Annotated in this window: 19 protein-coding genes, 2 tRNA genes, 1 other RNA gene and 1 pseudogene; 15 read left to right on the top strand and 8 right to left on the bottom strand. The window is 45.1% G+C overall.

Annotated features, from left to right (window positions below):
* Nucleotides 1–77: 77 nt before the first annotated feature.
* The 3 genes from H8S18_RS00865 to H8S18_RS00875 are packed head-to-tail and all read left to right on the top strand — an operon-like array spanning nucleotide 78 to nucleotide 4,028.
* A complete protein-coding gene (locus tag H8S18_RS00865) occupies nucleotides 78–263 on the top strand; it encodes a hypothetical protein (protein WP_186856429.1) in 186 nt (61 codons plus the stop codon).
* A gap of 19 nt (nucleotides 264–282) precedes the next feature.
* Nucleotides 283–2,919 (top strand): valine--tRNA ligase, encoded by a 2,637-nt coding sequence (locus tag H8S18_RS00870; protein ID WP_186856430.1) that lies wholly within the window; start codon nucleotides 283–285, stop codon nucleotides 2,917–2,919.
* A 2-nt stretch (nucleotides 2,920–2,921) separates the two neighbouring features.
* The gene (locus H8S18_RS00875) at nucleotides 2,922–4,028 is read left to right on the top strand and encodes a bifunctional folylpolyglutamate synthase/dihydrofolate synthase (protein ID WP_186856431.1); all 1,107 of its coding nucleotides are present in this window, start codon (nucleotides 2,922–2,924) and stop codon (nucleotides 4,026–4,028) included.
* On the opposite strand, the gene H8S18_RS00880 is transcribed toward H8S18_RS00875, so the two are convergent.
* Nucleotides 4,025–4,549 (bottom strand): DUF4364 family protein, encoded by a 525-nt coding sequence (locus tag H8S18_RS00880; protein ID WP_186856432.1) that lies wholly within the window; start codon nucleotides 4,547–4,549, stop codon nucleotides 4,025–4,027. The genes H8S18_RS00875 and H8S18_RS00880 overlap by 4 nt on opposite strands.
* Before the next feature lie 164 nt (nucleotides 4,550–4,713).
* Between H8S18_RS00880 and H8S18_RS00885 the strand changes: the two genes are divergently transcribed.
* From H8S18_RS00885 to H8S18_RS00910, 6 genes and pseudogenes are all read left to right on the top strand, one after another.
* Nucleotides 4,714–4,790: transfer RNA gene (locus H8S18_RS00885), tRNA-Val, on the top strand.
* A gap of 284 nt (nucleotides 4,791–5,074) precedes the next feature.
* A complete protein-coding gene (locus tag H8S18_RS00890) occupies nucleotides 5,075–5,311 on the top strand; it encodes an ATP-binding cassette domain-containing protein (protein ID WP_186856433.1) in 237 nt (78 codons plus the stop codon).
* Nucleotides 5,308–6,168: a sugar phosphate isomerase/epimerase family protein gene (locus tag H8S18_RS00895; protein WP_186856434.1), complete on the top strand. Its 861-nt coding sequence runs from the start codon at nucleotides 5,308–5,310 to the stop codon at nucleotides 6,166–6,168. The genes H8S18_RS00890 and H8S18_RS00895 overlap by 4 nt, the downstream gene beginning before the upstream one ends.
* A 248-nt stretch (nucleotides 6,169–6,416) precedes the next feature.
* Nucleotides 6,417–6,644 (top strand): annotated as a pseudogene (locus H8S18_RS15000) (ECF transporter S component); the annotation flags it as partial.
* 69 nt (nucleotides 6,645–6,713) lie between these two features.
* On the top strand, nucleotides 6,714–6,938 hold the full coding sequence (locus H8S18_RS00905) for a hypothetical protein (RefSeq protein ID WP_186856436.1): 225 nt from the start codon (nucleotides 6,714–6,716) through the stop codon (nucleotides 6,936–6,938).
* The gene (locus tag H8S18_RS00910; RefSeq protein ID WP_186856437.1) at nucleotides 6,935–7,840 is read left to right on the top strand and encodes an energy-coupling factor transporter transmembrane component T; all 906 of its coding nucleotides are present in this window, start codon (nucleotides 6,935–6,937) and stop codon (nucleotides 7,838–7,840) included. Before H8S18_RS00905 ends, H8S18_RS00910 begins: the two co-directional genes overlap by 4 nt.
* A gap of 160 nt (nucleotides 7,841–8,000) precedes the next feature.
* Here the strand turns inward: H8S18_RS00910 and H8S18_RS00915 are convergent, their stop codons facing one another.
* The 4 genes from H8S18_RS00915 to ssrS all read right to left on the bottom strand — a co-directional run bounded on the left by H8S18_RS00915 (nucleotide 8,001) and on the right by ssrS (nucleotide 12,937).
* Nucleotides 8,001–10,955, bottom strand: coding sequence for an EAL domain-containing protein (locus H8S18_RS00915; RefSeq protein WP_186856438.1), 2,955 nt, complete (start codon nucleotides 10,953–10,955; stop codon nucleotides 8,001–8,003).
* A 27-nt stretch (nucleotides 10,956–10,982) separates the two neighbouring features.
* A complete protein-coding gene (locus tag H8S18_RS00920) occupies nucleotides 10,983–12,443 on the bottom strand; it encodes an extracellular solute-binding protein (RefSeq protein ID WP_186856439.1) in 1,461 nt (486 codons plus the stop codon).
* Nucleotides 12,444–12,675: 232 nt separating this feature from the next.
* Nucleotides 12,676–12,749, bottom strand: a tRNA-Gln gene (locus H8S18_RS00925).
* Nucleotides 12,750–12,759: 10 nt separating this feature from the next.
* Nucleotides 12,760–12,937, bottom strand: a non-coding RNA gene (gene ssrS, locus H8S18_RS00930) — 6S RNA.
* Between the two features lie 194 nt (nucleotides 12,938–13,131).
* Here ssrS and eno point away from each other — a divergent pair.
* On the top strand, nucleotides 13,132–14,412 hold the full coding sequence (eno, locus tag H8S18_RS00935; protein WP_186856440.1) for a phosphopyruvate hydratase: 1,281 nt from the start codon (nucleotides 13,132–13,134) through the stop codon (nucleotides 14,410–14,412).
* A 57-nt stretch (nucleotides 14,413–14,469) separates the two neighbouring features.
* Here eno and H8S18_RS00940 read toward each other — a convergent pair whose 3' ends face one another.
* Nucleotides 14,470–15,066 carry a hypothetical protein gene (locus H8S18_RS00940; RefSeq protein ID WP_186856441.1) on the bottom strand — a complete coding sequence of 199 codons (597 nt, stop codon included), beginning with the start codon at nucleotides 15,064–15,066 and terminating at the stop codon, nucleotides 14,470–14,472.
* Nucleotides 15,067–15,089: 23 nt separating this feature from the next.
* Nucleotides 15,090–15,707 carry a DUF4004 family protein gene (locus H8S18_RS00945; protein ID WP_186856442.1) on the bottom strand — a complete coding sequence of 206 codons (618 nt, stop codon included), beginning with the start codon at nucleotides 15,705–15,707 and terminating at the stop codon, nucleotides 15,090–15,092.
* Between the two features lie 247 nt (nucleotides 15,708–15,954).
* On the opposite strand from H8S18_RS00945, the gene H8S18_RS00950 reads away from it, so the two are divergent.
* The 4 genes from H8S18_RS00950 to H8S18_RS00965 all read left to right on the top strand — a co-directional run bounded on the left by H8S18_RS00950 (nucleotide 15,955) and on the right by H8S18_RS00965 (nucleotide 21,658).
* Nucleotides 15,955–17,619: an AMP-binding protein gene (locus H8S18_RS00950; protein WP_186856443.1), complete on the top strand. Its 1,665-nt coding sequence runs from the start codon at nucleotides 15,955–15,957 to the stop codon at nucleotides 17,617–17,619.
* A 10-nt stretch (nucleotides 17,620–17,629) separates the two neighbouring features.
* On the top strand, nucleotides 17,630–18,484 hold the full coding sequence (lgt, locus tag H8S18_RS00955; RefSeq protein ID WP_186856444.1) for a prolipoprotein diacylglyceryl transferase: 855 nt from the start codon (nucleotides 17,630–17,632) through the stop codon (nucleotides 18,482–18,484).
* A 77-nt stretch (nucleotides 18,485–18,561) separates the two neighbouring features.
* Entirely contained in the window at nucleotides 18,562–19,974 is a 1,413-nt protein-coding gene (locus H8S18_RS00960; RefSeq protein WP_186856930.1) for a nicotinate phosphoribosyltransferase, read from the top strand.
* Nucleotides 19,975–20,005: 31 nt separating this feature from the next.
* Nucleotides 20,006–21,658 (top strand): outer membrane protein assembly factor BamB family protein, encoded by a 1,653-nt coding sequence (locus tag H8S18_RS00965; RefSeq protein ID WP_186856445.1) that lies wholly within the window; start codon nucleotides 20,006–20,008, stop codon nucleotides 21,656–21,658.
* Nucleotides 21,659–21,714: 56 nt separating this feature from the next.
* On the opposite strand, the gene H8S18_RS00970 is transcribed toward H8S18_RS00965, so the two are convergent.
* Nucleotides 21,715–22,947 carry an AI-2E family transporter gene (locus tag H8S18_RS00970; RefSeq protein WP_186856446.1) on the bottom strand — a complete coding sequence of 411 codons (1,233 nt, stop codon included), beginning with the start codon at nucleotides 22,945–22,947 and terminating at the stop codon, nucleotides 21,715–21,717.
* A gap of 348 nt (nucleotides 22,948–23,295) precedes the next feature.
* Here H8S18_RS00970 and gdhA point away from each other — a divergent pair, with 348 nt between their 5' ends.
* Nucleotides 23,296–24,630, top strand: coding sequence for an NADP-specific glutamate dehydrogenase (gdhA, locus tag H8S18_RS00975; protein ID WP_186856447.1), 1,335 nt, complete (start codon nucleotides 23,296–23,298; stop codon nucleotides 24,628–24,630).
* Nucleotides 24,631–24,649 lie beyond the last annotated feature (19 nt).

Genomic DNA, 24,649 nt, shown 5'->3' on the forward strand with positions numbered 1-24,649 from the left:
ATTTTACAATCGAGCGATTCTCTTGATAATATCGGGTATTGACGCTATAATAGAAAAGTATGTGAACAGGAGAAACTATGGAATTTTTTGCAAATATCACAATCGTACAGGTCATTGGTCTTGTTGTGCTTGCGGCAGGGGCTGTTTTCAGTTTTACTGCAAAGCATATTGCGAAGAGATTTCGCTATGAGCATACGGATTTGGTTTTGAAGTTCGTTGGCCTTGGCGTTGCGATTGCAGGATTCCTGATGATATTTATTTAGAGTGGTTGGAGGCAAAAGGATGCGCAAAGAGCTGAGCAAGACATATGATCCCAAAGAGACAGAAGAAAAACTATATCAGAAATGGCTGGAAAAGGGATACTTCCACGCAGAGGTGGACCACAACAAGAAACCATTTACTATTGTAATTCCCCCACCGAATATTACGGGGCAGCTTCATATGGGCCATGCGCTCGATAATATGATGCAGGATGCAATTATCCGCACAAAACGTATGCAGGGATACTCGACTCTATGGATGCCAGGTACGGATCACGCCAGTATTGCGACGGAAGTAAAGATAGTAGATGCGCTGCGCGATGAAGGGACGTCGAAGGAGGAACTTGGACGCGAAAAGTTCATGGAACGCGCATGGCAGTGGCGTGATGAATTCGGCGGCAGGATTACCCGCCAATTAAAAAAGCTCGGCTCATCGCTTGACTGGGAACGCGAGCGTTTCACAATGGACGAAGGCTGTAATCGTGCGGTGCGTGAGGTTTTCGTCCGCCTATACGAAAAGGGGTTGATTTATCAAGGGAACCGTATTATTAACTGGTGCCCGGAGTGCATGACGGCGCTTTCGGATGCGGAAGTGGAATATGAAGAGAAGGATTCCCATCTTTGGCATATGCGGTATCGTACGGAAGATGGCGGGGAAGGGATTGTCGTAGCGACGACACGCCCGGAAACGATGCTCGGCGATACGGCTGTTGCCGTCAATCCGGCGGACGAACGCTACAAAGATTTGGTAGGAAAACATGTGATCCTTCCACTGCTCGATAAGCCGATACCTGTTGTGGCAGATGAATATGTGGATATGGAATTTGGAACCGGCGCGGTGAAAATTACGCCCGCACATGATCCGAACGACTATGAAGTGGGCGAACGCCATAAACTGCCCGTCGTGCGTGTGATGAACGACGATGGAACAATGGCGGAAAACGCCGGAAAGTATGCGGGCATGGATAGGGATGAAGCCCGCAAACAAATTGTGGAGGATCTTAAGGCGTGCGGCGCGCTCGTAGAAATTGAAGATTATAAGCACAATGTCGGACATTGTTACCGCTGTCATACAGTGATCGAGCCGATCATTTCGCGCCAGTGGTTTGTGAAAATGAAAGAGCTTGTACAGCCGGCGATTGAAGCGGTGGAAACAGGCAAGGTAAAATTTGTCCCTGAACGTTTCTCTAAAATTTATTTTAATTGGCTGTATAACATCCGGGACTGGTGCATCTCCCGCCAGTTATGGTGGGGACACCGGATTCCGGCCTATACATGTAAAGCCTGCGGAAAGCTCATCGTGGCGGTGGAAGAACCCTCCGTGTGTCCGGAATGCGGTCATACGGAATTGATTCAGGATGAAGACGTGCTTGATACGTGGTTTTCTTCCGGATTATGGCCTTTTTCGACGCTTGGCTGGCCGGAGAAAACACCGGAACTCGACTATTTCTACCCGACGGATGTACTCGTAACCGGATATGACATTATTTTCTTCTGGGTTGCCAGAATGATTATTTTCGGTATTGAAATCATGGGAGATGTACCGTTCCATACGGTAGATATCCATGGCATCGTGCGGGACAGCGAAGGACGCAAGATGTCAAAATCTCTTGGCAACGGAATTGATCCGCTTGAAGTGATTGGGAAATATGGTGCGGATGCACTGCGGTTTTCCCTTGCGGTAGGCAACAGTCCGGGGAATGATATGCGTTTTTATTGGGAAAAAGTGGAAGCTGCCCGCAATTTTGCGAACAAAATATGGAATGCATCACGTTTTGTACTGATGAATATCGGCGACGGCGAAGTGGCTCCGGTTGATGAAAAGAAACTCGATATTGCGGATCGTTGGATTCTTGCAAAACTGAACGAAGCAATCCGTGAATGTACAGATAATATTGAAAAATATGATCTTGGCCTTGCGGCGCAGAAAATATATGACTTTTCATGGAGCGAGCTATGCGATTGGTATATTGAAATGGCAAAACCGCGCCTGTATGGTGACGATGAAGAAGTGAAGGCAGCGACGATCAGTGTGCTTGTATATGTGCTTGAAAACACGCTCAAACTACTGCATCCGTTTATGCCCTTTATTACAGAGGAAATTTATACGAGCCTGCCCGGCGCGGCAGAAACGATCATGCTTGGGCCGTGGCCGAGACCGTCATACGAAGGCGGAAGGGAACAGGCGGACATGATGAATGGCGTAATGGATCTGATTCGTTCCATTCGGAATGTACGTGCGGAGATGAATGTCCCGCCGAGCGTAAAAGCAAAAATTACTGTGCTTACAAAGCATGCAGACGCGATAGAAGCCTGCGCTGAATATTTGAAACGCCTTGCTTATGCAAGCGAAGTTACGGTAGCCGAAGATAAATCCATGATTCCACAGAACAGCGTTTCAGCAGTATGCGCGGTGGGTGAAGCGTTTATGCCGCTTGCAGAGCTCATCGACGTGGAAAAAGAACTGGCGCGCCTGAAAAAGGAAGCGGAGAAAAACGAAGGGGAGATAAGGCGGGCGGAAAGCAAGTTGAACAATAAGGGATTTACCGAGAAAGCGCCCGCAAAAGTTGTGGAAGAAGAACGCGCTAAGCTGGATACTTATCTTGAAATGCGCGGGAAACTCTCCGAACGCATTGCGTTTATGGAGGATATGAACTAGGCATGCAATATGTGCATCTGGCGGGGACAAACGCCAAGGGCTCCACGGCGCAATATATTGCCGGAATCATTTCAAAGGAGCATTCCTGCGGCTTGTTTACTTCGCCCCACATCATTTCCCCGCGCGAACGAATGAAGATTGACGGGGAAATGATTTCCAAAACGGAATATGATGAATATATGCAGCGTATAAGAGGTGACGGAGAAATGCACCTCTTTTGCGTTTGGACACACGCCGCGCTTGCATGGTTTGAAGACCAGAACGTAAAATATGCCGTAATCGAAACGGGACTTGGGGGCCGCCTTGATCCAACCAATACCGTGCCTTCGGAGATGCAGGTTTTAACGCCCATCAGCTATGATCATATGTCGATTCTCGGGAATACGCTGACGGAGATTGCACGTGAAAAATGCGGTATTATCAAACGGGGGTCCACTGTGATTTCCCATCCGCAGAAAGAAGAGGCAATGCGTGTAATCAGGCAAACGTGCAAAGGGAAGAACGCTCGGCTGATTGTGCTTGATGAAAACAAGGTCAATGTAAAAGAAAGCACGATTTCCGGACAAAGATTTGATTTTGCTTACGAAGGAAAGCGCTATAAAAACCTCCGGATACGGGCCATCTCTCCAATGCAGGTGGAAAATGCGTGCGTCGCATTGATGGCGGCCGTCGAGCTTGGTTTCAGCGAGCGTTCTATTCGCAGTGGGCTTGAAGAGACGGTTATTCCGGCCAGGGTGCAGGCAGATGGAAAGCTTGTCATCGATGGGGCGCATAATCCTGCGGCGATTGAGGAGCTTGCGCAGACGGTCAGACGGCATTATCCGCACGAAGATATCACAGCGCTTGCCGCCGTTATGCGCGACAAAGATGTGGAACATATTGCCGCGGGCATCGGCAGCTTTGCCAACCGTGTCGTTTGCACATGCGCCGAAAAAAGAAGAGGGCTTCCCGCAAAGGAGTTGGCTTTGTATTTTGATAAAAGCGTGGCCATAGAAGACCCGGAGTATGCATTCCAGGAAGCCCAACGCCTGACAGAGCAAAAAAAAGGCATACTAATTGTATGCGGCTCTTTTTATCTTGCTGCGGATGTCCTCCGGCAGCTACCCTAACCTAGACGAAGGACCACGTCCTTATAAATACTGACGGCATTTTTACGCCAATTATCCACAATTTTCTGTGCTTCAGTTTTGGAGTATACAATACTGTTGATTTCAAAAATTGTGCGGTCATGCTCTAAAACTTTCAGGATGACTCGGTATTCATTTTGGGCAAGTTTAATATATTCACCAACGAGCTGGGACTCCAATTCCAATTCACTGCGGTGTTCTTTCAGGTAAGCATCAACCGTTTCCCGGAAGGAAAGACGAAGATCGCTGACCAGTACATTGAGCATATTTCTTCCGGCTTCCGTAATTCCATACACCGTATTTTGCGGAGTGGATTTTGAATAAATATGTCCTCCCTGCTCCAATTCAAAAATACATTCTTTGAGATCAAAATATCCCATGAACGAAAGTTCGGTCATAGTGCGGACAAGCTGTAATTCCGAAAGCGCCATACCGCTTTTTTCAAGAAAATAGAGCAGTAATAACTTGTTATGCGCCATAGTCTGCTTGGGTTTTACTTTCATAAAAACAGTCCCTCCAAGATTATTATACCATATGGGAAAATCTTTCGAAAGGAACGCTTGAATTTTATATGGATTTATGTATAATAATAAAGGTAACAAAATGGACTTGTTTTTAAAAAGGCAAAGGTCTGGGTGCATTCGGCAAGAACAAGAAAGAAAAATGTGGGACTATAGCTCAGATGGTTAGAGTACCTCGTTGACATCGAGGGGGTCACTGGTTCGAGTCCAGCTAGTCCCACCACTCCGCAGAGATTGATACTGCGCTTAAAACCTGCAAAAATACACTTGCAGGTTTTTTGTATGTGCAATTGCTATGTCGTGGTTCGTTGCATCAGACGAGTGCTCGGAAATGATACTTTTAGGAGCAATAATATATACCGCTTACGGTGAGAGAAGGGTGAAATTGGCTGTCGAAAGAAATGGCGGGGCGCGAACTTACTGAAGATAACCTGCCAGATTCTGGAGCACTGGTGGAAGCAGCGGGCAAACATGCTGTTCTTTCGCTGTAGGAGGTTTGGTTCCAGTATGAGAAAGATTTACCAGACGTACTCAAGTAAGTATGGACGTCCCCCAAGCATCTTTTTTGCAGTGGTAGGCGGCAATGGAACAGGGAAATCCACTATGCTTAAAGCAATCTGTAATGTCCGCGAGCCTTACCGGGGCAAAGTGCTCGTCAATGGGGAAAAGTTGAGAAGTATAAACCGGATGAGTCGCCACATATTCAAAAAAGCCATGACCAACGAGGAGGTGATTGAACTGTGAAAAATGAACAAATGAAGATGGAAAAATGTGGAATTTACACCTGGTTTGGTTTTGTCATTCCATTTCCAGAAAAACTACGCTTAATAAAAGAAGCGGGATTTGACACAATTTGCACGTGGTGGGACGATATGTTCGTCGAAATCGACGGCCGGAAAGAGGAGCATTTTTCACAGGCGCTGGCTGCCGGACTTTATCTGGAGCATACTCATTTACCCTATGATGGCTGTGACGAGTTATGGCGGCCGGGAATGGATGGCGATACTTTATGCGAACAGTATTGCAAAGGGGTTTCGGAAGCGGCAGAAAGCGGAATCGGGACAGTGGTAATGCATCCGTTTGAACGGTTTGTACCGGAAAATGGAATTTGGGAGGTGTTCTCTGCACGCATGGAGCGTATTGCAGGCCAAAGTGCTGAAAAGCAGATTAGGCTTGCAATAGAAAATCTTCCGGACAGGAAAGGCTTTATGCATATCGTCGATCATTTAAACGCAAATCCTTATGTGGGGATTTGTTTTGATACAGGGCATAATCATGTAACAATACCGAATGATTTTGAACTGCTGGAAAGATACCAAGACCGGATATTTGCCCTGCACGTACATGATAACCATGGAACGAGTGACGAACATCTGTTGCCTTACAGCGGAACCATTGATTGGATGGCATTTAAGCGGACGATTGAAAAAACAGGATTTGGCGGTTCTTTGATGCTTGAGTCCTGCTATCCAATTGATATGGAAAAATTCGATAAGGATCCGGCACATGAATATCAGGCACCGCCGATTCCGCCGGAAGAATATCTTGCGGATGCAAAAAGGTGCTGCGAAAAAGTGCTGCAGATTCAAACGGAGGATTGATATAGGCAAAGAATACAGGATCAAACCGGATAAAGAAAAAACAAAAGGGCCGGTATGCAAGAGAAAGCTTTTCAAGCGTACTGTTTTGCCGTTTTCATTATTTTTATATAAATCCATTTATAATTTGATTAGGGTGGCGATATGGAGACCGCAATTACTATATTAATTACCAGCCTGCTGATTATTGTTTATACGATGATACCGTTCTTCCTTATTTTTGAAAACGAAAGCCGCAGGCAAGAGAACTTGTTATTCTGGCCGTGATGTGCGGAATCGCCATTACCTCACGGGCAATTTTTATCTGGCTACCTCACTTCAAGCCGATGACAGCAATTATTATCATTACTGGAATTGCATTTGGTACGGAATCAGGCTTCCTGGCAGGCACTATATCCGAATTCGTTTCGAATTTTATTTTTGGACAGGGACCATGGACGCAGTGGCAAATGTTTGCCTTGGGGATTGCGGATTTTTAGCCGGATTGCTATACCAAAAAGGACTGCTCAAAAAGGAAAAGCTTCCCCTGTGCATTGGGGGGAGTTATCGTGATGCTTGTCGTAGGGCCACTTTTGGATATCTGCGCTTTATTTACCATGGGTTCGGCCGTTACGCCGGAAGGTGCCGCTGCGGTTTACCTTTCAGGGCTGCCCGTTAATGCCGTACATGCTGCGGCTACGGTCCTGACACTGCTGCTTGTTTCCCAACCTATGTTCGAGAAGCTTGACCGGGTAAAGATAAAGTATGGCATGATGGAGGATTCCACGCAATGAGGTTTGATTCCTATCATCCGGCAATCAACTTTATATTTTTTGGAGTGGTGATTACCGCAGCGATTGCGTTTAACCAACCTGTTTTTTTAGCAATCGGGTATATTTGCTTTTTTCTCTATTCGGTAAAGCTAAACGGGAAAAAAGCGGTTATATTTAATCTGGTTTTGATACCGTGTATAATTCTGTTTGCTCTCTTTTATTCGGGATATAATCACTTTGGGGTGACAAATCTTGCTGTTAATTTTATCGGGAATATGATTACCCTAGAATCCCTTGTGACGGGGCTGGTGATTGGTGTTACGATCGCAAGTGTTCTCATATGGTTTTCCTGCATGAATGCCGTCGTGTCGAGCGATAAGGTAGTTTACCTGTTTGGCCGTATTTCACCACGGCTATCGCTGTTCCTTTCTATTTTACTGCGCATGGTTCCACGGATCAAGGAACGTGCCCATAAAATCAATGTAGCCCAAAGGGCGATTGGTAGAGGCACAGGACAGGGAAACTTTTTCAGGAGGATCCGTAATTTTTTACGCATCGCCTCCATCGTTGTAACGTGGACAATGGAAAATATGATAGAAACGTCGGATTCCATGAAATGTCGCGGATATACTTTAAAGGGCCGCAGCGCATTTTCAATTTATCGTTTTGATTACCGCGACCGAAGCTTTGTGCTTGCTATATTCTGGTGTATTGCGGTTTTGCTTATGGGAGTGCTATTGGATCAGACACGAATTATGTACAATCCGGAAATCATCCTTAACAGGGTTACGCCGCTGTCATGGATTTTTTATAGCGCCTATGCGTTTCTATGCCTGTTGCTGATGCTGTTGCAGATGATCGGAGAAAAGCGGTTTGAACAGAAAAAGCGGTCTCGTTTCAGAGCCTATGGAAACTTTGGGTGATTGGCGGCGTGAAAGCAGAAGAACTAGAAAATATTTGTCTTTCATATTGGTTCGGTAAAAACAGCGAAAGAAATTCCCTTTGATGTTTTGCAGCTGCAAGTATACCGTATGAAGCGGGCACGTCATTATCATTTATCTTTGCGGGCAAATACAGAAATTTTTATGTATCAAGGCCACTCTGGCAGGAACGGATTTCCACAGACCGGATGCTGTTTCGGGCCGGAACTGCTTCGGGCATTCCAACATAGTATCCCTGCAAATAATCAATACCATAAGAAATCAGCGTATTCATTTCGGCAGATGTTTCAACACCCTCAGCAATCACACTAATTTGCTGGTATTTTAAATAAGACAACAGGTTTTGAAGCATAATCTGCCTATTCCGGTCGGTATCGATATTACGCACGATCGACATATCGATTTTAACATAATCAGGATGCAAAAGAAGCAGGATCGAATCATTATTATAGCCTGTACCGTAATCATCGAGTGCAATTTGGCAGTTCCATTTTGCGTAATAATCTAGCTTATCCTGTGTGAACTCGTTATCCAGTTTTTCTGTTTCCATAAATTCAAATACAAGTTGATCTAGAATACCGCCGAATTCATATTCAAACTCCTTGACCTCCCTACCTGAAATCATCTGGCCGGGCAGGGTGTTGATAAATAACTTACGGCCTGCCACAATATCGGGATAGTTAAGGTAAGTCCGTACTGATTTAAATAAAGTCAGCTTCTCAATTTGCCGCAGCCTGGACTGTGTTTCTGCAATACGTAAAACATCCGTAGGCGTCGCGAGATGAGCAGAAATAGGCCGCATAAGCGCTTCGTAAGCGAAAATTTCCCCAGTATGCGCATCTATGATCGGCTGGAATACATATTGAACAGATTCCTCTTCAATCAGCTTGTTGAGCTCTTCCTTGCTGTGGAGCAGGAAAGAATCCCGGTGGTAAAGATTGCTGTCAAATTCTGCAATTTGGCCTTTTTCCGTATGTTTGACGGTATACATTGCGAAATCTGCATATTTAATCAGATCGAAATAATTTACCGCATCGTCCGGATACCAAGCGATACCGACAGAGGCCCGCAGCCTTGTCTGCTTTTTTGGCGTAAGCTGGAACGGTTCTGTATCCATTTCTGCCTTGATGGAGCGAATAATGTCCATTGCCGAGTTCTTATTGTCGTATCCGTAAAGGAAAACGTAGAATTCATCACCGGATATTCGGGAGACAATGGCGTTATTATATGGAATAAAGCGCTTCAATACATTCGCTGTACTGCGGATATATTCGTCACCGTAATCATGACCATACGTATCGTTAATATATTTCAGATTATCCAGATCCCACATCATAAATGCGGCAACTTTTAATTTCTCAGAATGGGCGAATATATCCTTCATAGCGGCATGAAAAGCCCTGCGGTTCAGAAGGTTTGTCAGGGCGTCATAATCGCGCTCGTATTCGATTTTGCGTTTTTCAAGGAGTTCCCGCGTGACATCTGAAAGCACACCCATATAAGGTTTGTCATCCCCGATCAGGCGAAGGCGCAGCCAACGCATTCCGCCATCCTTGGTTGGGATTTTGTAGATATATGTGTTGCGGTCCGGGGTTTCTTCACGGGCGGCAGAGAAGAGCTTTAACTGGGCACCAAACTCCTCGCTCGACATGTGCGTACGTTCCGAAAGCCCAAAAAGGGAAAGAAATTTTCCGCTGATAAGTACTTGGTTTGTGATGGGGTTATACTCATAAGCACCCATTGAAATATCAGCGGCTTGGATGATCTGCGAAAAACGGGAAGCCGTCCGTTCGACATCACGGTTTAAAATCTGAACAGCGTCAGCTAAACTATCAATTTCCGTAATATGTGTCTTGGGAAAATGAAGCGGCGTTTCGGCCGTACTTGCACGGAGTACACGGCCTAGTATGGAAATCGGCGCGGTAAGCACTTTGCCAACGATCACAGCGGAAATGATGCCGAATAAAATTGAAATGATAAATGAAACTAATACCATTACAATTACGTGAGAAGAAGAATCAAGAAGATATTTGCCTTCAATGATGCCGGAGAGAATCCATTGTTCGTCTTCAAAGGGAGTGTTGGTATTATACAGCCGCAACGCTTGTGTACTTACATACACATCATCGGTGATACGGTCGTTTTTTTCCAACGTATAAATATTGTCATAGGAAGCGTAAGGGACTAAGGAAGCTGTTTCGGAAGTACCGATATACATTTTTGCCATAAGTCCGCTGGTTACGATTGGGGTGAGATCGCTGGATTCATCCTCGCGGATGCCTAGCAGATAAGCACCTTTTTTATTGATATCAATTTCACTATAGGGGAGAAAACCGGCAAGATAATCCGTCGTAATTCCCGTGCCAAGAACACCATACGCCGTACCGTCAGAAGTACGCAGCGGAATTGTGTACGTCACAATAGAACTGCCAAAATCGGGAGACAGGGAAAACGGATGACTCCAATAGCCAAGGTCACTGGACAAAGCATCGGGATAATCGGAAGCAGCATTTAAGGGGAGATAATAAAATTTACTGTTTTCGTCTGCGGCGGAAAGTTCAAAATTAGATGACCATGTGCTTGCAAGGGAAATGCCGAGCTTCTTTGTTACAGAAGATGGGGCACGCTCCACCTGAAGATCGGAGTTGTCGTCGGAATTGGTTGTTGGGTCAAGGTCACGAAGATAAAGGCCCTGCTTTGTTGCACTGTTTCCGCTGCCATCTAAAATAACAAAAGCTTCAGTAACGGCATGCTCGCGCAGGAGAGTAATCAGATCACCTGATATGGCATTTAAAATTGCCGTTCCTGTTTCTTGGTCAAACTGTGCGGATGAACGCTTATGAATTGCAAGGAGCTCATCTACAGCAGTATTAATAGATGCTTCGGCTGAATCCAGATTGGACCATTTCTGGATCATTTCATTTTGCAAATAATTTTTCCGGCTTTGCGTCCGTTCCGTTAAAATATCAAATGAGTTGTCATTCAGGCGGCTTACTGTACCGCTAAATAAGAAAATACAAGCGAAAAGAACAGTCTGCGCCAACATGATCGCCAAAATTGGGATCATAAATTTATGCATAATAGACTTATCTTTCATTCGCTTGTGCATCTTATTTCACTCCGGTTATTTCTGTGTTTCTTCTAAAGAGGAAGTGAGCTCCGATACCCAAGAAGAAAAATTTTCATCCGTATCGAATTTAGCTACGGCATCTGTCCGGGAGATACCGTTTGAAATATCTGTCAAGATCGTTTCATAATCGGCCTGAGCCTTGTCGGAAAGGGAATATTCCAATACATTTCTTGCATTGAATCCATTCTGAAAGGCTTTATTGGTATAGAGAATATCCTGATTCACTTCGTCGATAGAAACAAGAACGGAGTCTTCAAGTGCAGAAGAAATTCCATCCGCCTGTTCAAATGTTTTTTTTACAAGATCCGTATCGTTTGCAGATTTCTTTACGGGAAGATATCCTGATTCCACTGTGAAATCCAGATTGCGCTGAGTATCGGTAAACCATTTCAAAAACTCTGCTGCGGCATATTCCGTTTTAGCGTCGGATTTTGTCACGACCATGCCGGCTCCCTGCTGTATGCTGTAACGTTCGGCGCCTTCAAAACAAGGCGCGGGCAGGGTTAGAGACTCAATCGGATAGCTTTCATTGTCATTAACGGTTACTTCCGTTGGGAAATAGGCCGAGCCTGTCGTAGAACATACAAGTGCAATTAAATCGCCTGTTTTTGCATCGTCAGAGCGGAATTTTCCATACGCTCCGAAATATCCATTGATATAAGGGACGTAATAATTATCCCATATTTTTCGCAAGGCGCTCTCAGTGAGCTGGAAAGAAACTTCACCGTCGGTTACATCGAAGATGGTTGAGCCCAGCTGCTGCATACCACTGATGATATAATTGGCGACCGCATCACGTCCGAAAAAAGTTTTGCCATCGTCCGGTGTTTCTGTGAGGCTGTCAGTCCATTCATAATATTTTTTTGCGGTTTCCGTAACACCTTCAATCGTTGCGAGGTCGTTTGTGGTCGCGCCGGTTGCCTGGGCAAATTTGTCCCAATCTGTCTTATTGAGCATCATCACTTCCGTAGATTTTGCAATGGGAAAAATTTTCAGAGAATCCTCTTTGTCAAAACGGCCTTCTTCAATATAAGAGGGAACATATTCGGCGAGTTCGTCCTTTGTAAAATATGGATCGAGATCAGCCACCAACCCTAGTTGGTCAATTTCATATGCGGTGTCTGAATAAGCCGCAAAAATATCTGGAATATCGTCTGCGCCCACTTTTTTATTAGCGGCATCGACCACCTTAGTCAACAGGTCATTTGTGCTTCCTTGGTTAAAAGCCTCCACGATAATCCCTTTTTCGAGGCCAACCGTATTATTGAACTCGGCAACCATTTCGTCAAATGCAACCTTTTGGGGACCGTTATAGTAGTGCCACAATTCAAGGGATACCGGATTAGAAGGATCGAGTTTTGGAAGCTGTGTGCCTATGGAGCACCCCACAAACAGAGGAAGAGCCAAAAGAGTAACCAATACCACAGAAATAGCACGACAAAATAGATTTTTCATACAGCCTCCAAAACAATTATTTGATTGAACAACTATATCACAGAATAGTAAATAATACAATCTAAGAAAGGTATATAATATTAAATAGATACTATCTTGTTAAGTACTGCCATTCGTGCGTGGAAGAAGCCAAAACGATTGAAAGCAGGGGAGGCGCGAGCGCGTAAAAGGGAAAAAGACGAAAAGGAAATTTTGGCAAAAGAAAAACGGAACAAAATTTTCTGTTCCGTTGTGGCAGCGGAATAAGGGCTCGAACCTTAACTAAACGAGTCAGAGTCGTTTGTGCTACCATTACACAATTCCGCTATCTTTTTAAAATTACCCCAAAGTGCCGTCCGCCTTGCTTCTAAAACCCGCCTCACGGCAGGTGGGTATCCTGTTCGTAGCTTCAGGCTTTCTGCACGTAACAGACTTGCTCACCGCTGCAAAACCCAGATTCCCGAATTTAGAATGTGGGTTTAAAATACAAAGCGTAACGCACACCCCAGGAAAACAATATCTAATTTTCGTGTATTATAATATCATAATCGCTATCTCTTGTAAACCCTAATTTTGCCATCTTGATTTAAAATATTTTGTTTAGCAGGACAATTTGCAGCGTGTGAAAGGGAGTTTCAACTGAAAAAAGGGAATAAAGAATTCCACTTGTGTTTATCTATTTTTAGAATAAAAAAAGGAAGTGCAGAAGATGAAATCAGGATTTGAAATTAGTTCCATATATGGCCGTGAAGTGCTGGATTCCCGTGGAAACCCGACAGTCGAGGCTGAGGTTAAACTTGTATGCGGCGCTGTAGGAAAGGCGAGCGTTCCTTCAGGTGCATCTACCGGGATATTTGAAGCGCATGAACTGCGCGATGGGGATGAAACGCGGTTTGAAGGAAAAGGAGTCCTCAACGCTGTGCGTAATATTGATGAAAAAATATCGCCTGTTCTAATTGGCATGGATGCATCGAAGCAAGTTCTTGTTGATCACGCCATGATTGAAGCCGATGGTACGAAAAATAAGGAAGTCCTTGGCGCAAACGCCATTCTGGCGGTATCGCTCGCCAATGCCCGCGCTGCAGCCACTGCAATGCAAGTTCCCCTCTACCGCTATCTCGGAGGGGCTATGGCCCGGGTTCTGCCCGTGCCCATGATGAATATCCTGAACGGTGGAAAACATGCTTCCAATATTGTTGATATTCAAGAATTTATGATTGTTCCTTTTGGCGCGCCAAGCTTCCATGAAGCACTTCGCTGGGGCGTTGAGGTTTATCATACTTTGGGAAAACTTTTAAAAAAGCAGGGGCTTTCAACCGCCGTAGGGGACGAAGGGGGCTTTGCGCCGGATCTTGAAAGTGACGAAGCAGCTATTCATACGATTATTGAGGCCATTGAAACAGCGGGATATACAACCGATGAAATTGGTATCGCGCTTGACGCGGCCGCGAGCGAATGGTATACCGACGGAGAGTATATACTTTCGAAACGGAAGCAACGGATGGATACAGGCGCATTGATCGATCATTTGAAAAAGCTGGCAGATGAATTTCCTATTCTTTCGATTGAGGATGGCCTCGCCGACCGCGATTGGACAGGATGGACAAGGCTGACCCAGGAAGTACCTATTCAGCTTGTAGGGGACGACTTATTTGTTACCAATACGCAGCGTCTTGAGAAGGGGATTAAGGAGCATGCGGCAAATTCTATTTTGATTAAAGTCAACCAGATTGGAACTCTGACCGAAACGTTTGAAGCGATCGAGATGGCGCGATCTGCCGGGTATACAGCGATCATTTCCCATCGTTCAGGGGAAACGGAAGACACCAGCATTGCGGATATTGCAGTCGCGGCAGGTACAGGACAGTTGAAAGCTGGTGCGCCTGCGCGAACGGACCGCACTGCAAAATATAATCGTCTGATGCGTATTGAAGAGGCACTTGGGGATGCGGCAATGTATGCGGGAAGAGAAACATTCAAAAGGCTTTGAACCTAAAACCGGTTTCCATAAATTTCATGGAAACCGGTTATTTTTGCGCACTCGGTCCTATTTCAGGGAATATTCCCCGGTGATATTCTCTACCTTTGCTTTCTTATCGATGGAAAGTGTACCATTGCAATCGACCGTTTTGATTTTGCAATGGGGCCCGATTGTAATATCTTTTCCACTTACTGTTTGCGCGCTAACCCCCCGCAGATGAATGGTTGTTGCCTCGATCAGGTCGATGCAAGATGTCTTGCGTGTCAACAAGCCTGTAATTTTTCCGGAACGCGGGTTAATGCTGATATGATCGCCCACAATCTCTTTTGCATTGATACAGCCGTCTACACGTACTATATCGGCCGACACTTCGCCTTCGGCTTTGATGAGTCCATCGCAATTGATTTCATCTGCTCCCAGACGTTTCATTTTTACGACACCGTCTACAGAAAATTTTTTGGCCGTTACTTCCGAGCTGAATTCGGCGACGCCATCACATTCGATTACATCCGCCTTTACTGCTCCGGCACATTTAAAAATCCCGTCAATATCAAGATGCTCCGCCTTCAGGCCGCCTGTGCATTCCGCAATTCCGTCAATAATAACTGTAGAATATTCTCCGCCGTTCATCGTACCTTTTCCGTTGAAAGAAAAATTTTGCATGACATTGTCCTCCTGTGATATCCTTATAAATTTGTAGATTTCTTCTTATACTTCATTTTTATTTTGGCGGTTTCTTCTTCCAGAGAGAAGACGCCGATGAGATGCAGACCATCATCCAGAAAGAGACCTTCAACAGAATTGAGAAAAGCAAAATGGACTTTTTCTTCACAGGAAAAAACGGCACAGTTTTTTACCGCATGGAGGCTCTGGGAGCGAAGTGCTTTTTCAGCCAGTTCTGCGCGCGCCTGCCCGGAAAGCGGAAGGGAAGAAAGGGCGGAGAAAAAACCAAGGTCGGAATAGGTATACTTCCGGTTCGCAGGAAGGACAGATACGAGTTCGCCGTTTACTTCAGGAAATGCTTTTAGTTCATCCCATGAAAATTCAATTCCGGATGCTTTGGGAGACAGAAGGTCTGCAAGCTCATCAAAGGAATACTTGTCTTTTAGTTCTAAAATAGATTGGATACGGCTCAGAATCTGCTCGCGTGGGAAGAAGGTTTCCTGACCTGTATACGCTGATTGTTTTAAAAACCATTCCTCAGGAATCAATCCCTGGCGCTTCCAGCGATACAGCTGCCCATAAGAGATTCCCGTCATAAGCAATAAATCTTTTTTCGAAATAAGATGAGTTGCCGTGTTCATATTTTTCTGCTCCTGCTTTCAAACGAACCATTTCATACATACAGGGGCCCTAAAGGGGTTCCCATATATAACGAAATGAAACAATGTTTTATTTTGTAAAAAGCGTAACATTGTTTTGCAGGATTGTCAAGCATTGTTTTTCGCGGCTGTTTCAAAAAATTCTTTTAGGGGCGCATGTTGCGTAACGAATTCTTTTTTGATAAAATAAAAAAGTTAAGTTTGAATGAATTTTCAAGGAGGCACTGATATGTCTGCATTGATGGAAATAACGATTGGCGATTTGTTGGAGAAGCAAGCGGGGCTGTATCCGGATCAGGATTGTCTTGTCTCACCGTATCTGGACGTCCGCTATTCGTATAAGGAGTTTAATGAACTCACAGATCTTGTTGCCCGCGCCTTTATGGGGATGGGTATTGAAAAAGGAGATAAGGTCTCTATCTGGGCAAGCAATTATCCAGAATGGATGATTACGCAGTTTGCTACCGCTAAGATGGGGGCTGTGATGGTCACGGTCAATACGAATTACAAACAGTTTGAGCTTGAATATCTCTTGAAGCAGAGCGATACCATGACGCTTATCATGATGGAAGGCGTGAAGGATAACAACTATGTAAACCATATTTACGGCTTGTGCCCGGAGCTCCGGGAATCCGAACCGGGGCAGCTTTCTTCTGAACGCCTGCCTTACTTGAAAAATGTGATTTTCCTTGATGAGGAAAATCATCCGGGAATGTATCAGTGGAACGACATCTATGCGTTTGCAGACAAGGTCAGCCCGGAAGAATTGGAAATGCGGAAACGGGAACTTGATATCCATGATGTAATTAACATGCAGTATACGTCGGGCACAACGGGGTTCCCCAAGGGAGTCATGCTGACGCATTATAATTTAGTGAATAACGGTATGGCAATCGGCGACTGTATGAAATTGACGCATGAAGACAGGCTGTGTATTCCGGTTCCGCTGTTTCATTGTTTTGGATGTGTACTGGGCGTGATGGCGGCTTATACGCACGCGGCATCGATGATACTGATTGACCATTTTAATCCGCTCAAGGTAATGGGAGCAATCCAGAGTGAAAAATGTACGGCAGTGCACGGTGTGCCGACAATGTTTATTTCTATGCTGGATCATCCGGATTTTGGGAAATACGATTTTTCGACGCTGCGGACGGGAATTATGGCGGGATCGCCATGCCCGATTGAATTTATGAAACGTGCAATGTCGGATATGAATATGCGGGAAATTACGATTACATATGGACAGACGGAATCCTCACCGGCAATCACAATGACAAGCACAGATGATCCAATTGAAGTACGTGTTGCGACGGTAGGCAAAAAAATTCCGCATGTGGAAGCAAAAATTATTGATCCGGAAACAGGCGAAGACGCGCCATTCGATACGCAAGGAGAAATCGTTGCACGCGGCTATAACCTGATGAAAGGGTATTACAAAATGCCGGAGGCGACGGCACAGGCGATCGATCAGGATGGATGGCTGCATACCGGGGATCTTGGTACCATGGATAAAGATGGATATTTTAAAATTACAGGCCGCCTGAAGGATATGATTATTCGCGGCGGCGAGAATATTTATCCGCGGGAGATCGAAGAGTTCCTGTATACAAATGATAAAGTGCGCGACGTACAGGTAATCGGCGTGCCGGATAAGCGTTACGGGGAGGAAGTGTTGGCATGCATTATTCTGAAAGACGACGCGGAGGCCACGGAAGAAGAAATGATTGAGTTTGTAAAAAACGGGTTATCCCGTTTCAAAGCGCCGCGCTATGTACGCTTCGTTGATACATTTCCGATGACGGCAAGTATGAAGATACAGAAATTCAAAATGCGCGAATGGGCAATTGAAGAACTAAACCTGAAAGATGCGGCAAAAATTGAGACCGCGTGAGGAAAGATAGATGGGTGCTCCGGACAAGATAGCAATTCACAATCTGTTTGGGATCGAAGGACTGGATATTGCCTGGTATGGCATATTAATTGCAATAGGGATCGTTGCAGGTGTGCTTTTGGCGGTCCACGAGGCAAAGCGGCGCGGGTATACGTCGGAACTGCTGGTCGACTTTATGATATTGGCCTTGCCGCTTGCCATTGTAGGTGCGCGTATTTATTATGTTGCGTTTGAATGGGATTATTATTCCCAGCATCCGGAGGAGATTGTCGCCGTATGGAATGGTGGAATTGCCATTTATGGGGCCATTATCGGCGGGGTAGTGGCGGCGCTCATTTTATCGAAGTGGCGGAAATTTCCGTTGGGAAGGCTGCTTGATATTTGCGCGCCTGGTTTGGTTTTGGGCCAGGCAATCGGCCGTTGGGGTAACTTTGTAAACCAAGAAGCATTTGGGAATATTGTGACGGATCCCAAGTTGCAATTTTTTCCATATGCGGTTTATATCGAAGAACGTTTTACCGGAACGGAATGGGTTATTAACCAATGGGTGCAGGCAACGTTTTTCTATGAAAGCATGTGGGATCTCGGTGTGATGGTACTGTTGCTTCTCTATGCACGCAGGGCGAAGCATGATGGAAACGTATTCGCCATGTATTTAATCGGGTATGGGATTGGACGTTTCTGGATCGAGGGAATCCGTATATCTACACTGCAAACCGGTTTTGGAATGCCGGTATCTCAATTGCTCTCCTTGATACTGGTGATTATAGGTATTGCGTACATCCTTTTTATGCGCAAACGAAATAAACCAGATGTGCTTTATGAGGGGCGGTATTGCAAAAATTTCAAAAAAGCGGAAGCATAAGAAGGGAACAAACACGGGCGGATTTTTCCGCCCTTAAATTTTAATTGCAAGAGGTGTGTATTGTGAGAAATTTGACGATGATGACGGACCTGTATCAACTGACGATGATGTATGGATACTTTAAGGCCGGCAAGCACGGCGAGAAAGCTGTGTACGATCTTTTTTTCCGTCGTCAGGGAGATGAAACCAATTATGCGATATGCGCGGGACTCGAACAGGTGATAGACCTGATTAACAACTTACGGTTCGAGGAAGAAGATATCGAGTATTTGCGTTCGCTGAACCTGTTTGACGAAGAGTTTATGGAATATTTGCGGGGGTTCCGTTTTACCGGAGAAATTTATGCGATTCCGGAAGGAACAGTGGTATTCCCTATGGAACCTTTGGTACGCGTGAGCGCGCCCATCAGTGAAGCACAACTCGTAGAAACTGCGCTCCTGAATATCGTAAACCATCAGACGCTGATTGCAACCAAGGCGAGCAGGGTAGTTTATGCGGCCCAAGGAGATCCGGTTCTGGAATTTGGACTGCGGCGCGCCCAAGGGCCGGACGCTGGAATCTATGGGGCGCGCGCCGCGATTATAGGTGGTTGCAGTTCTACATCGAATGTTCTTACAGCCCAGATGTTTGGAGCTACTGCGGCGGGAACGCACGCCCATAGTTGGGTTATGAGCTTTCCGGACGAACTTTCTGCCTTCCGTGCTTATGCAAACACGTTTCCAACGGGCTGCATGCTTCTTGTAGATACTTATGATACGCTTAAGAGCGGTATTCCCAACGCAATCACCGTCTTCCGGGAATTGCGGGAAAAAGGATATGAGCCGGTGGGCGTACGCCTTGATTCAGGGGACCTTGCCTACCTTTCCAAGCAGGCGCGCAAAATGCTTGATGACGCGGGATTTTCCAATGCGCGTATTTTTGCGTCGAGTGACCTCGACGAATACACCATCGCGGATCTTAAGCAGCAGGGGGCAAAAATCGATGTCTGGGGCGTAGGAACCAGGTTGATCACCGGGCATGATCATCCGGCCCTTGGAGGCGTATATAAGTTGAGCGCAAATGTGGAAAACGGACAAGTCGTCCCTAAACTTAAGATTAGTGAAAACGTATGGAAGATTACCAACCCCGGCATTAAAAAAGTCGTACGTATTTACGGCAAAAAGGACCATATGGCGATTGCTGATCTGATTATGCTCGGGAATGAAACGATAGATGCCAGTAAATCCCTTACAATTTTTGATCCAATTGAAACATGGAAAAAAATGACGCTGACAGATTACGAGATCAGAGAGTTGCTTGTGCCGGTATTCGTGGATGGAAAGCAGGTTTACGAATCACCGTCCCTGAAAGAAATACAGGAATATGCCAAAAAGGATATGGCGAGCTTCTGGGATGAATTCAGACGGATCAAACGCCCGCACCTCTATAAAGTAGATTTGTCGGACGGGCTTTATAATCTGAAAAAGAAGCTGCTAAATGAACAAAAATGAGTGGCCTAAGGTTTGTGGTGAGGTGAAATAAATGAAAACAAGTCGTTGGTTTCGGATATTTATGATGGCGCTGGATACGGTGGTACTCTTTTTTCTGCGGATGTTTCGGCGGTTCGACAAGGTATACCGTTATGAAGCAGTGGAAAAAAGCAGCCTATCCGACAGGCCGCATGCGGTCAAGGGGACGGCACAGGAAGATTTGGGAATTGAATGTGATCTTGAAGTGGATGGAGCAATAAGGCAGGATTATCACAGGCCGGAGACGATCACCTTTCCCATGGAAGAACCTTATACGAAATTGGAGGGTATCGTAACTTTCCGCGGAAATAATCTGAGAAGCGGTGCAGCCTTTGGAACGCTTTCCTCACAGCCGCAAAGGTTAGAAAAAAAGTGGTCTGTTTCCACCGGAAGGCTGCAAAAAGGATATGGAAAAGGTTTTTGGACAGGAAGCGGCTGGACCGGGCAGCCGCTCATTGTGCGCTGGCCTGCAGAGCTGCGTATGCTTATGAACATCTATCCGCATAAAAAGCAAAAGGAAGGTCTTACGGAAGCGATCTATTCCACAATGGATGGAAACGTCTATTTTATTGACATCGAAGACGGCGAAAAAACGCGGGACGATCTTTTTGTAGGACTACCTTTCAAAGGAGCTGGAGCACTCGACCCGCGCGGTATTCCCATGCTGTACCTCGGCCCCGGAGATTCCTGTGGGGATGAGCCGGCCCGTGGTTTTATTTACAGCTTGATTGATTGCAAAAAGCTGTATGAATTTGGCGCGCACGATCCTTTCGCACTGCGTAAATTCCATGGCTATGATAGTTCGGTGCTTGTTGCGGAAAAAGCGGATACATTGATTGCTCCCGGTGAAAACGGAATTCTGTATACAATGAAGCTGAATACAAAATTCAATCGTGAGACAGGTGAACTTTCGATTTCTCCTTCTGAAATCGTGAAATTGCGTTATAAAACCTACCGTTCCAGCGAACAGAGCTATTGGCTGGGGATGGAAGACAGCGGCGTGATGTGGAATGACTACCTTTATATTGCGGATAACGGCGGTAATTTGATGTGTATTGATATCAATACCATGAAAATTATGTGGGCTCAAGATGTGGTAGATGACACGAATGGTTCACCGGTTTTCAGTGTGGAAGAAAACATTCCTTATATTTACATTGCAACATCGCTGCACTGGACGGCGAGCCGCAGATTAAAGCTCGGCGACGTTCCCATTTTTAAGATCAATGCAATTACAGGGGAATATGTATGGAAGCATACTTACCTTTGCAATACGGTTGCAGGCATTTCCGGGGGGATACAGGCGACCTGCATCAATGGAAAAAAGGGGATTTCTGATCTCGTCATTTTTCCAGTTGCGCGTACACCGCAGGTACGTACCGGCCTTTTGGTTGCGCTCGATAAAAAAACAGGAGAAGAGGTCTGGCGGTATCCTACAGGAAAATATGTGTGGAGTTCGCCGGTGGATATTTACGATCGTGAGGGAAATGCGTATCTTATCGTATGCAATTCAGCGGGGGACATGGACCTGCTCGACGCTCGCAAGGGAACGTTGATTTCGCGCCTGAATTTTGGAGCTAATATCGAGGCTTCACCAGCTGTCTTTGAGGATATGTTGGTTGTAGGAACGAGAGGACAGGAAATTGTTGGAGTAAAGATCTCTTAAAGCCGGAGTAAAATGAAAAAATACCCCCCGGCACTCATGATTACCGGAGGGTATTTTTACGATTTATTATTTGACTGGCGCTCTGTTTTTCGTTTTTTCTTTCCGCCATTTTTTTCAATGATATCCTTGGGATAACTATATTTTTGGGGAGGAATCCCTTTTTTCTCCAGTGAACGGTTGATACATGTTTTGATCAGGGAATAAATGATTGTAAAAACAGGTACGCCAAGCAACATACCCCAGAATCCAAATAGACCGCCAAAAAGAATGAGTGCAAAAAGCACCCAAAAGGCAGACATACCGATGTTCAGGCCCACGATTTTCGGCATCACGATATTTCCGTCAATTTGCTGCAGAATAAGAATAAAAATAACAAATATAAGCGCATACAATGGATCGACAATCAGTAGGATAACTGCACTTGGTATGGCGCCGAGAAAGGGCCCGAAGAAGGGAATGATATTGGTGCATCCAATGATAACTGCAATCAGCAAGGCATAGGGCAGCCCACAGACTGTCATGAAAATAAAGGTAGTAATTCCAACAAAGGCTGCATCAATTAAGGTTCCGTTAATAAATCCAAGAAATACATTATTGGAATAACGCAACACATCGAGAAACTTGTCAGCAAAACCCGGAGTAAATAAAGCGTATGTCAGTTTTTTGGCCTGCCGTTTAAATTTCTCGCGGGCAAAAACGACATAAATACTGACAATAAGGCCGACAAAGAAGTTAAACAGTCCTGTTCCTACACTTGTAAGCATGCTGGGCAGGCTCTCTATCAATTTATCAAAAAAGGATGTCAGGTCAAGCAACGTGCTGCGCAGGTTTGCAATTTGTTCTGCCACTTCAGGTGTATACAGATTCCAGGATTGAAGCAGACCTACTACCGATCCCTGAAGTTCATCCAGATACATGGGAATATTGTTGAACAACATCGTAAGGCTTGCGACAACCTGCGGAATAATAAAATAAATCAGCAATGCAAAAATTGCGAATGCAATCATAATTACAATGAAGATAGAAAGAGAACGCCGTAAACGCGGATGAGGCCGCCTGCGTTCAATGAAAGAAAACCAGTGCTTTTCTACGAAACGGCAGGGGCGCACCAAAAGATAGGCAATACAAAAACCGACGATAAAAGGCATTAATATCATGAAAAAAGCGGCGATGGCGCTGCCGAAAAATTGAATATTCAGGAAAAACAAGACGATCATTGTGACAATAGCCGCCACAATAATGGTATAGACGGCAATGGTCGTATATTTTTTATTCCACTCTACCTTCATTGCTGCTCTCCATAAAAATCAGTTTCATTATACACTATAGCGAGCCAGTGTGACAACGAAAGAATTTTGCCAAAAACAAAAGCAACACCGCATAAGCAGTGCTGCCTCCGCATTTATTGGTCCCCACCAATATAACAACTTTGAATATAATTATTGTAGCAAATTATGTTTCAAAAGGCAAGTTTGATACATTTTGCTACAAAATATGAAAGAAAAAAAAGAAAAATTGCAGAAAAATAAAAAATAAACGCTAAAAATCGTTTGAAATTACTTGTTTTTGAATTTTATTGCTGATATAATGTCAAAGTAATGATTAAAGAAAAAGATAAAGCAATGGAGGTTTATGAAATGTCTTATGTACAGAATGTTTTAAATCAGGTAAAAGAAAAAAATGCCGATCAGCCGGAATTTATACAGGCAGTCACAGAAGTACTGGGAACGCTTGAACCGGTGTTTGCAAAGCATCCGGAATATGAGAAAGCAGCGCTTCTGGAGCGGCTTGTTGAACCGGAACGGGTCATTATGTTCCGTGTACCGTGGGTAGACGACCAAGGAAATGTGCATGTAAACCGCGGGATGCGTGTTCAATTCAACAGCTCAATTGGTCCGTATAAAGGCGGCCTGCGTTTCCATCCGTCCGTGAATCTTGGCATTATTAAATTTCTGGGCTTTGAACAAGTATTTAAAAACAGCCTCACAGGTACGCCGATTGGCGGCGGCAAAGGCGGCTGCGACTTTGACCCGAAGGGGAAAAGCGATAACGAAGTCATGCGCTTTTGCCAATCTTTTATGGCGGAGCTTTATCGGCATATTGGAGCGGATACGGACGTACCGGCGGGTGATATTGGCGTAGGAGCGCGCGAAATTGGTTATCTGTTTGGGATGTATAAAAAAATCAGGAATGAGTACAGCGGGATTCTCACGGGCAAAGGCCTTGAATATGGCGGGAGCCTTGCCCGCAAGGAAGCAACCGGCTATGGTCTTGTTTATTTCATGAAAGAAGTAATTGAGGCAAAAGGAAAGTCTTTCCAGGATGCAAAGGTTGTTGTTTCAGGATCGGGCAATGTTGCGATCTATGCAACTGAGAAAGCGCAGCAGTATGGCGCGAAGGTTGTGGCGCTTTCGGATTCATCCGGATATGTTTACGATCCGAATGGAATTCAGCTTGACGTTGTAAAAGAAATTAAAGAAGTGCGCCGCGGCCGGATTAAGGAATATGCCGACATCGTAAAGAGTGCCGAGTATCATGAGGGATGCAAAGGAATCTGGACAATTCAGTGTGATATTGCGCTTCCCTGCGCGACGCAAAATGAACTTGATGAAGAATCCGCTAAAATTCTTGTGCAAAACGGTGTATATGCAGTGGGCGAAGGCGCAAATATGCCGACAACGATTGAAGGTACACAGGTCTTCCAGTCAGCAGGCGTCCTGTTTGCACCCGGAAAGGCGGCAAATGCGGGCGGTGTTGCGACATCGGCCCTCGAAATGACACAAAACAGTATGCGTCTTCCGTGGACGTTCGAAGAAGTTGATGAAAAACTACATCAGATTATGATCAATATTTATAAGCAGTGTGAGGAAGCCAGCACAGAATACGGTTTCAAAGATAATTTTGTGGCAGGGGCAAATATTGCAGGCTTTAAAAAAGTTGCGAATGCCATGATGGCCCAGGGCATTGTTTGAAACAAGTGAAAAAGTAAAA

The sequence above is a fragment of the Christensenella tenuis genome (genome assembly GCF_014287795.1).
Lineage (GTDB): Bacteria > Bacillota > Clostridia > Christensenellales > Christensenellaceae > Christensenella > Christensenella tenuis.

Coding starts and splice junctions, on each gene's coding strand:
- H8S18_RS00865 (WP_186856429.1), top strand. CDS start 78: ATGGAATTTTTTGCAAATATCACAATCGTACAGGTCATTGGTCTTGTT.
- H8S18_RS00870 (WP_186856430.1), top strand. CDS start 283: ATGCGCAAAGAGCTGAGCAAGACATATGATCCCAAAGAGACAGAAGAA.
- H8S18_RS00875 (WP_186856431.1), top strand. CDS start 2,922: ATGCAATATGTGCATCTGGCGGGGACAAACGCCAAGGGCTCCACGGCG.
- H8S18_RS00880 (WP_186856432.1), bottom strand. CDS start 4,549: ATGAAAGTAAAACCCAAGCAGACTATGGCGCATAACAAGTTATTACTG.
- H8S18_RS00890 (WP_186856433.1), top strand. CDS start 5,075: ATGAGAAAGATTTACCAGACGTACTCAAGTAAGTATGGACGTCCCCCA.
- H8S18_RS00910 (WP_186856437.1), top strand. CDS start 6,935: ATGAGGTTTGATTCCTATCATCCGGCAATCAACTTTATATTTTTTGGA.
- H8S18_RS00915 (WP_186856438.1), bottom strand. CDS start 10,955: ATGAAAGATAAGTCTATTATGCATAAATTTATGATCCCAATTTTGGCG.
- H8S18_RS00920 (WP_186856439.1), bottom strand. CDS start 12,443: ATGAAAAATCTATTTTGTCGTGCTATTTCTGTGGTATTGGTTACTCTT.
- eno (WP_186856440.1), top strand. CDS start 13,132: ATGAAATCAGGATTTGAAATTAGTTCCATATATGGCCGTGAAGTGCTG.
- H8S18_RS00940 (WP_186856441.1), bottom strand. CDS start 15,066: ATGCAAAATTTTTCTTTCAACGGAAAAGGTACGATGAACGGCGGAGAA.
- H8S18_RS00945 (WP_186856442.1), bottom strand. CDS start 15,707: ATGAACACGGCAACTCATCTTATTTCGAAAAAAGATTTATTGCTTATG.
- H8S18_RS00950 (WP_186856443.1), top strand. CDS start 15,955: ATGTCTGCATTGATGGAAATAACGATTGGCGATTTGTTGGAGAAGCAA.
- lgt (WP_186856444.1), top strand. CDS start 17,630: ATGGGTGCTCCGGACAAGATAGCAATTCACAATCTGTTTGGGATCGAA.
- H8S18_RS00960 (WP_186856930.1), top strand. CDS start 18,562: ATGATGACGGACCTGTATCAACTGACGATGATGTATGGATACTTTAAG.
- H8S18_RS00965 (WP_186856445.1), top strand. CDS start 20,006: ATGAAAACAAGTCGTTGGTTTCGGATATTTATGATGGCGCTGGATACG.
- H8S18_RS00970 (WP_186856446.1), bottom strand. CDS start 22,947: ATGAAGGTAGAGTGGAATAAAAAATATACGACCATTGCCGTCTATACC.
- gdhA (WP_186856447.1), top strand. CDS start 23,296: ATGTCTTATGTACAGAATGTTTTAAATCAGGTAAAAGAAAAAAATGCC.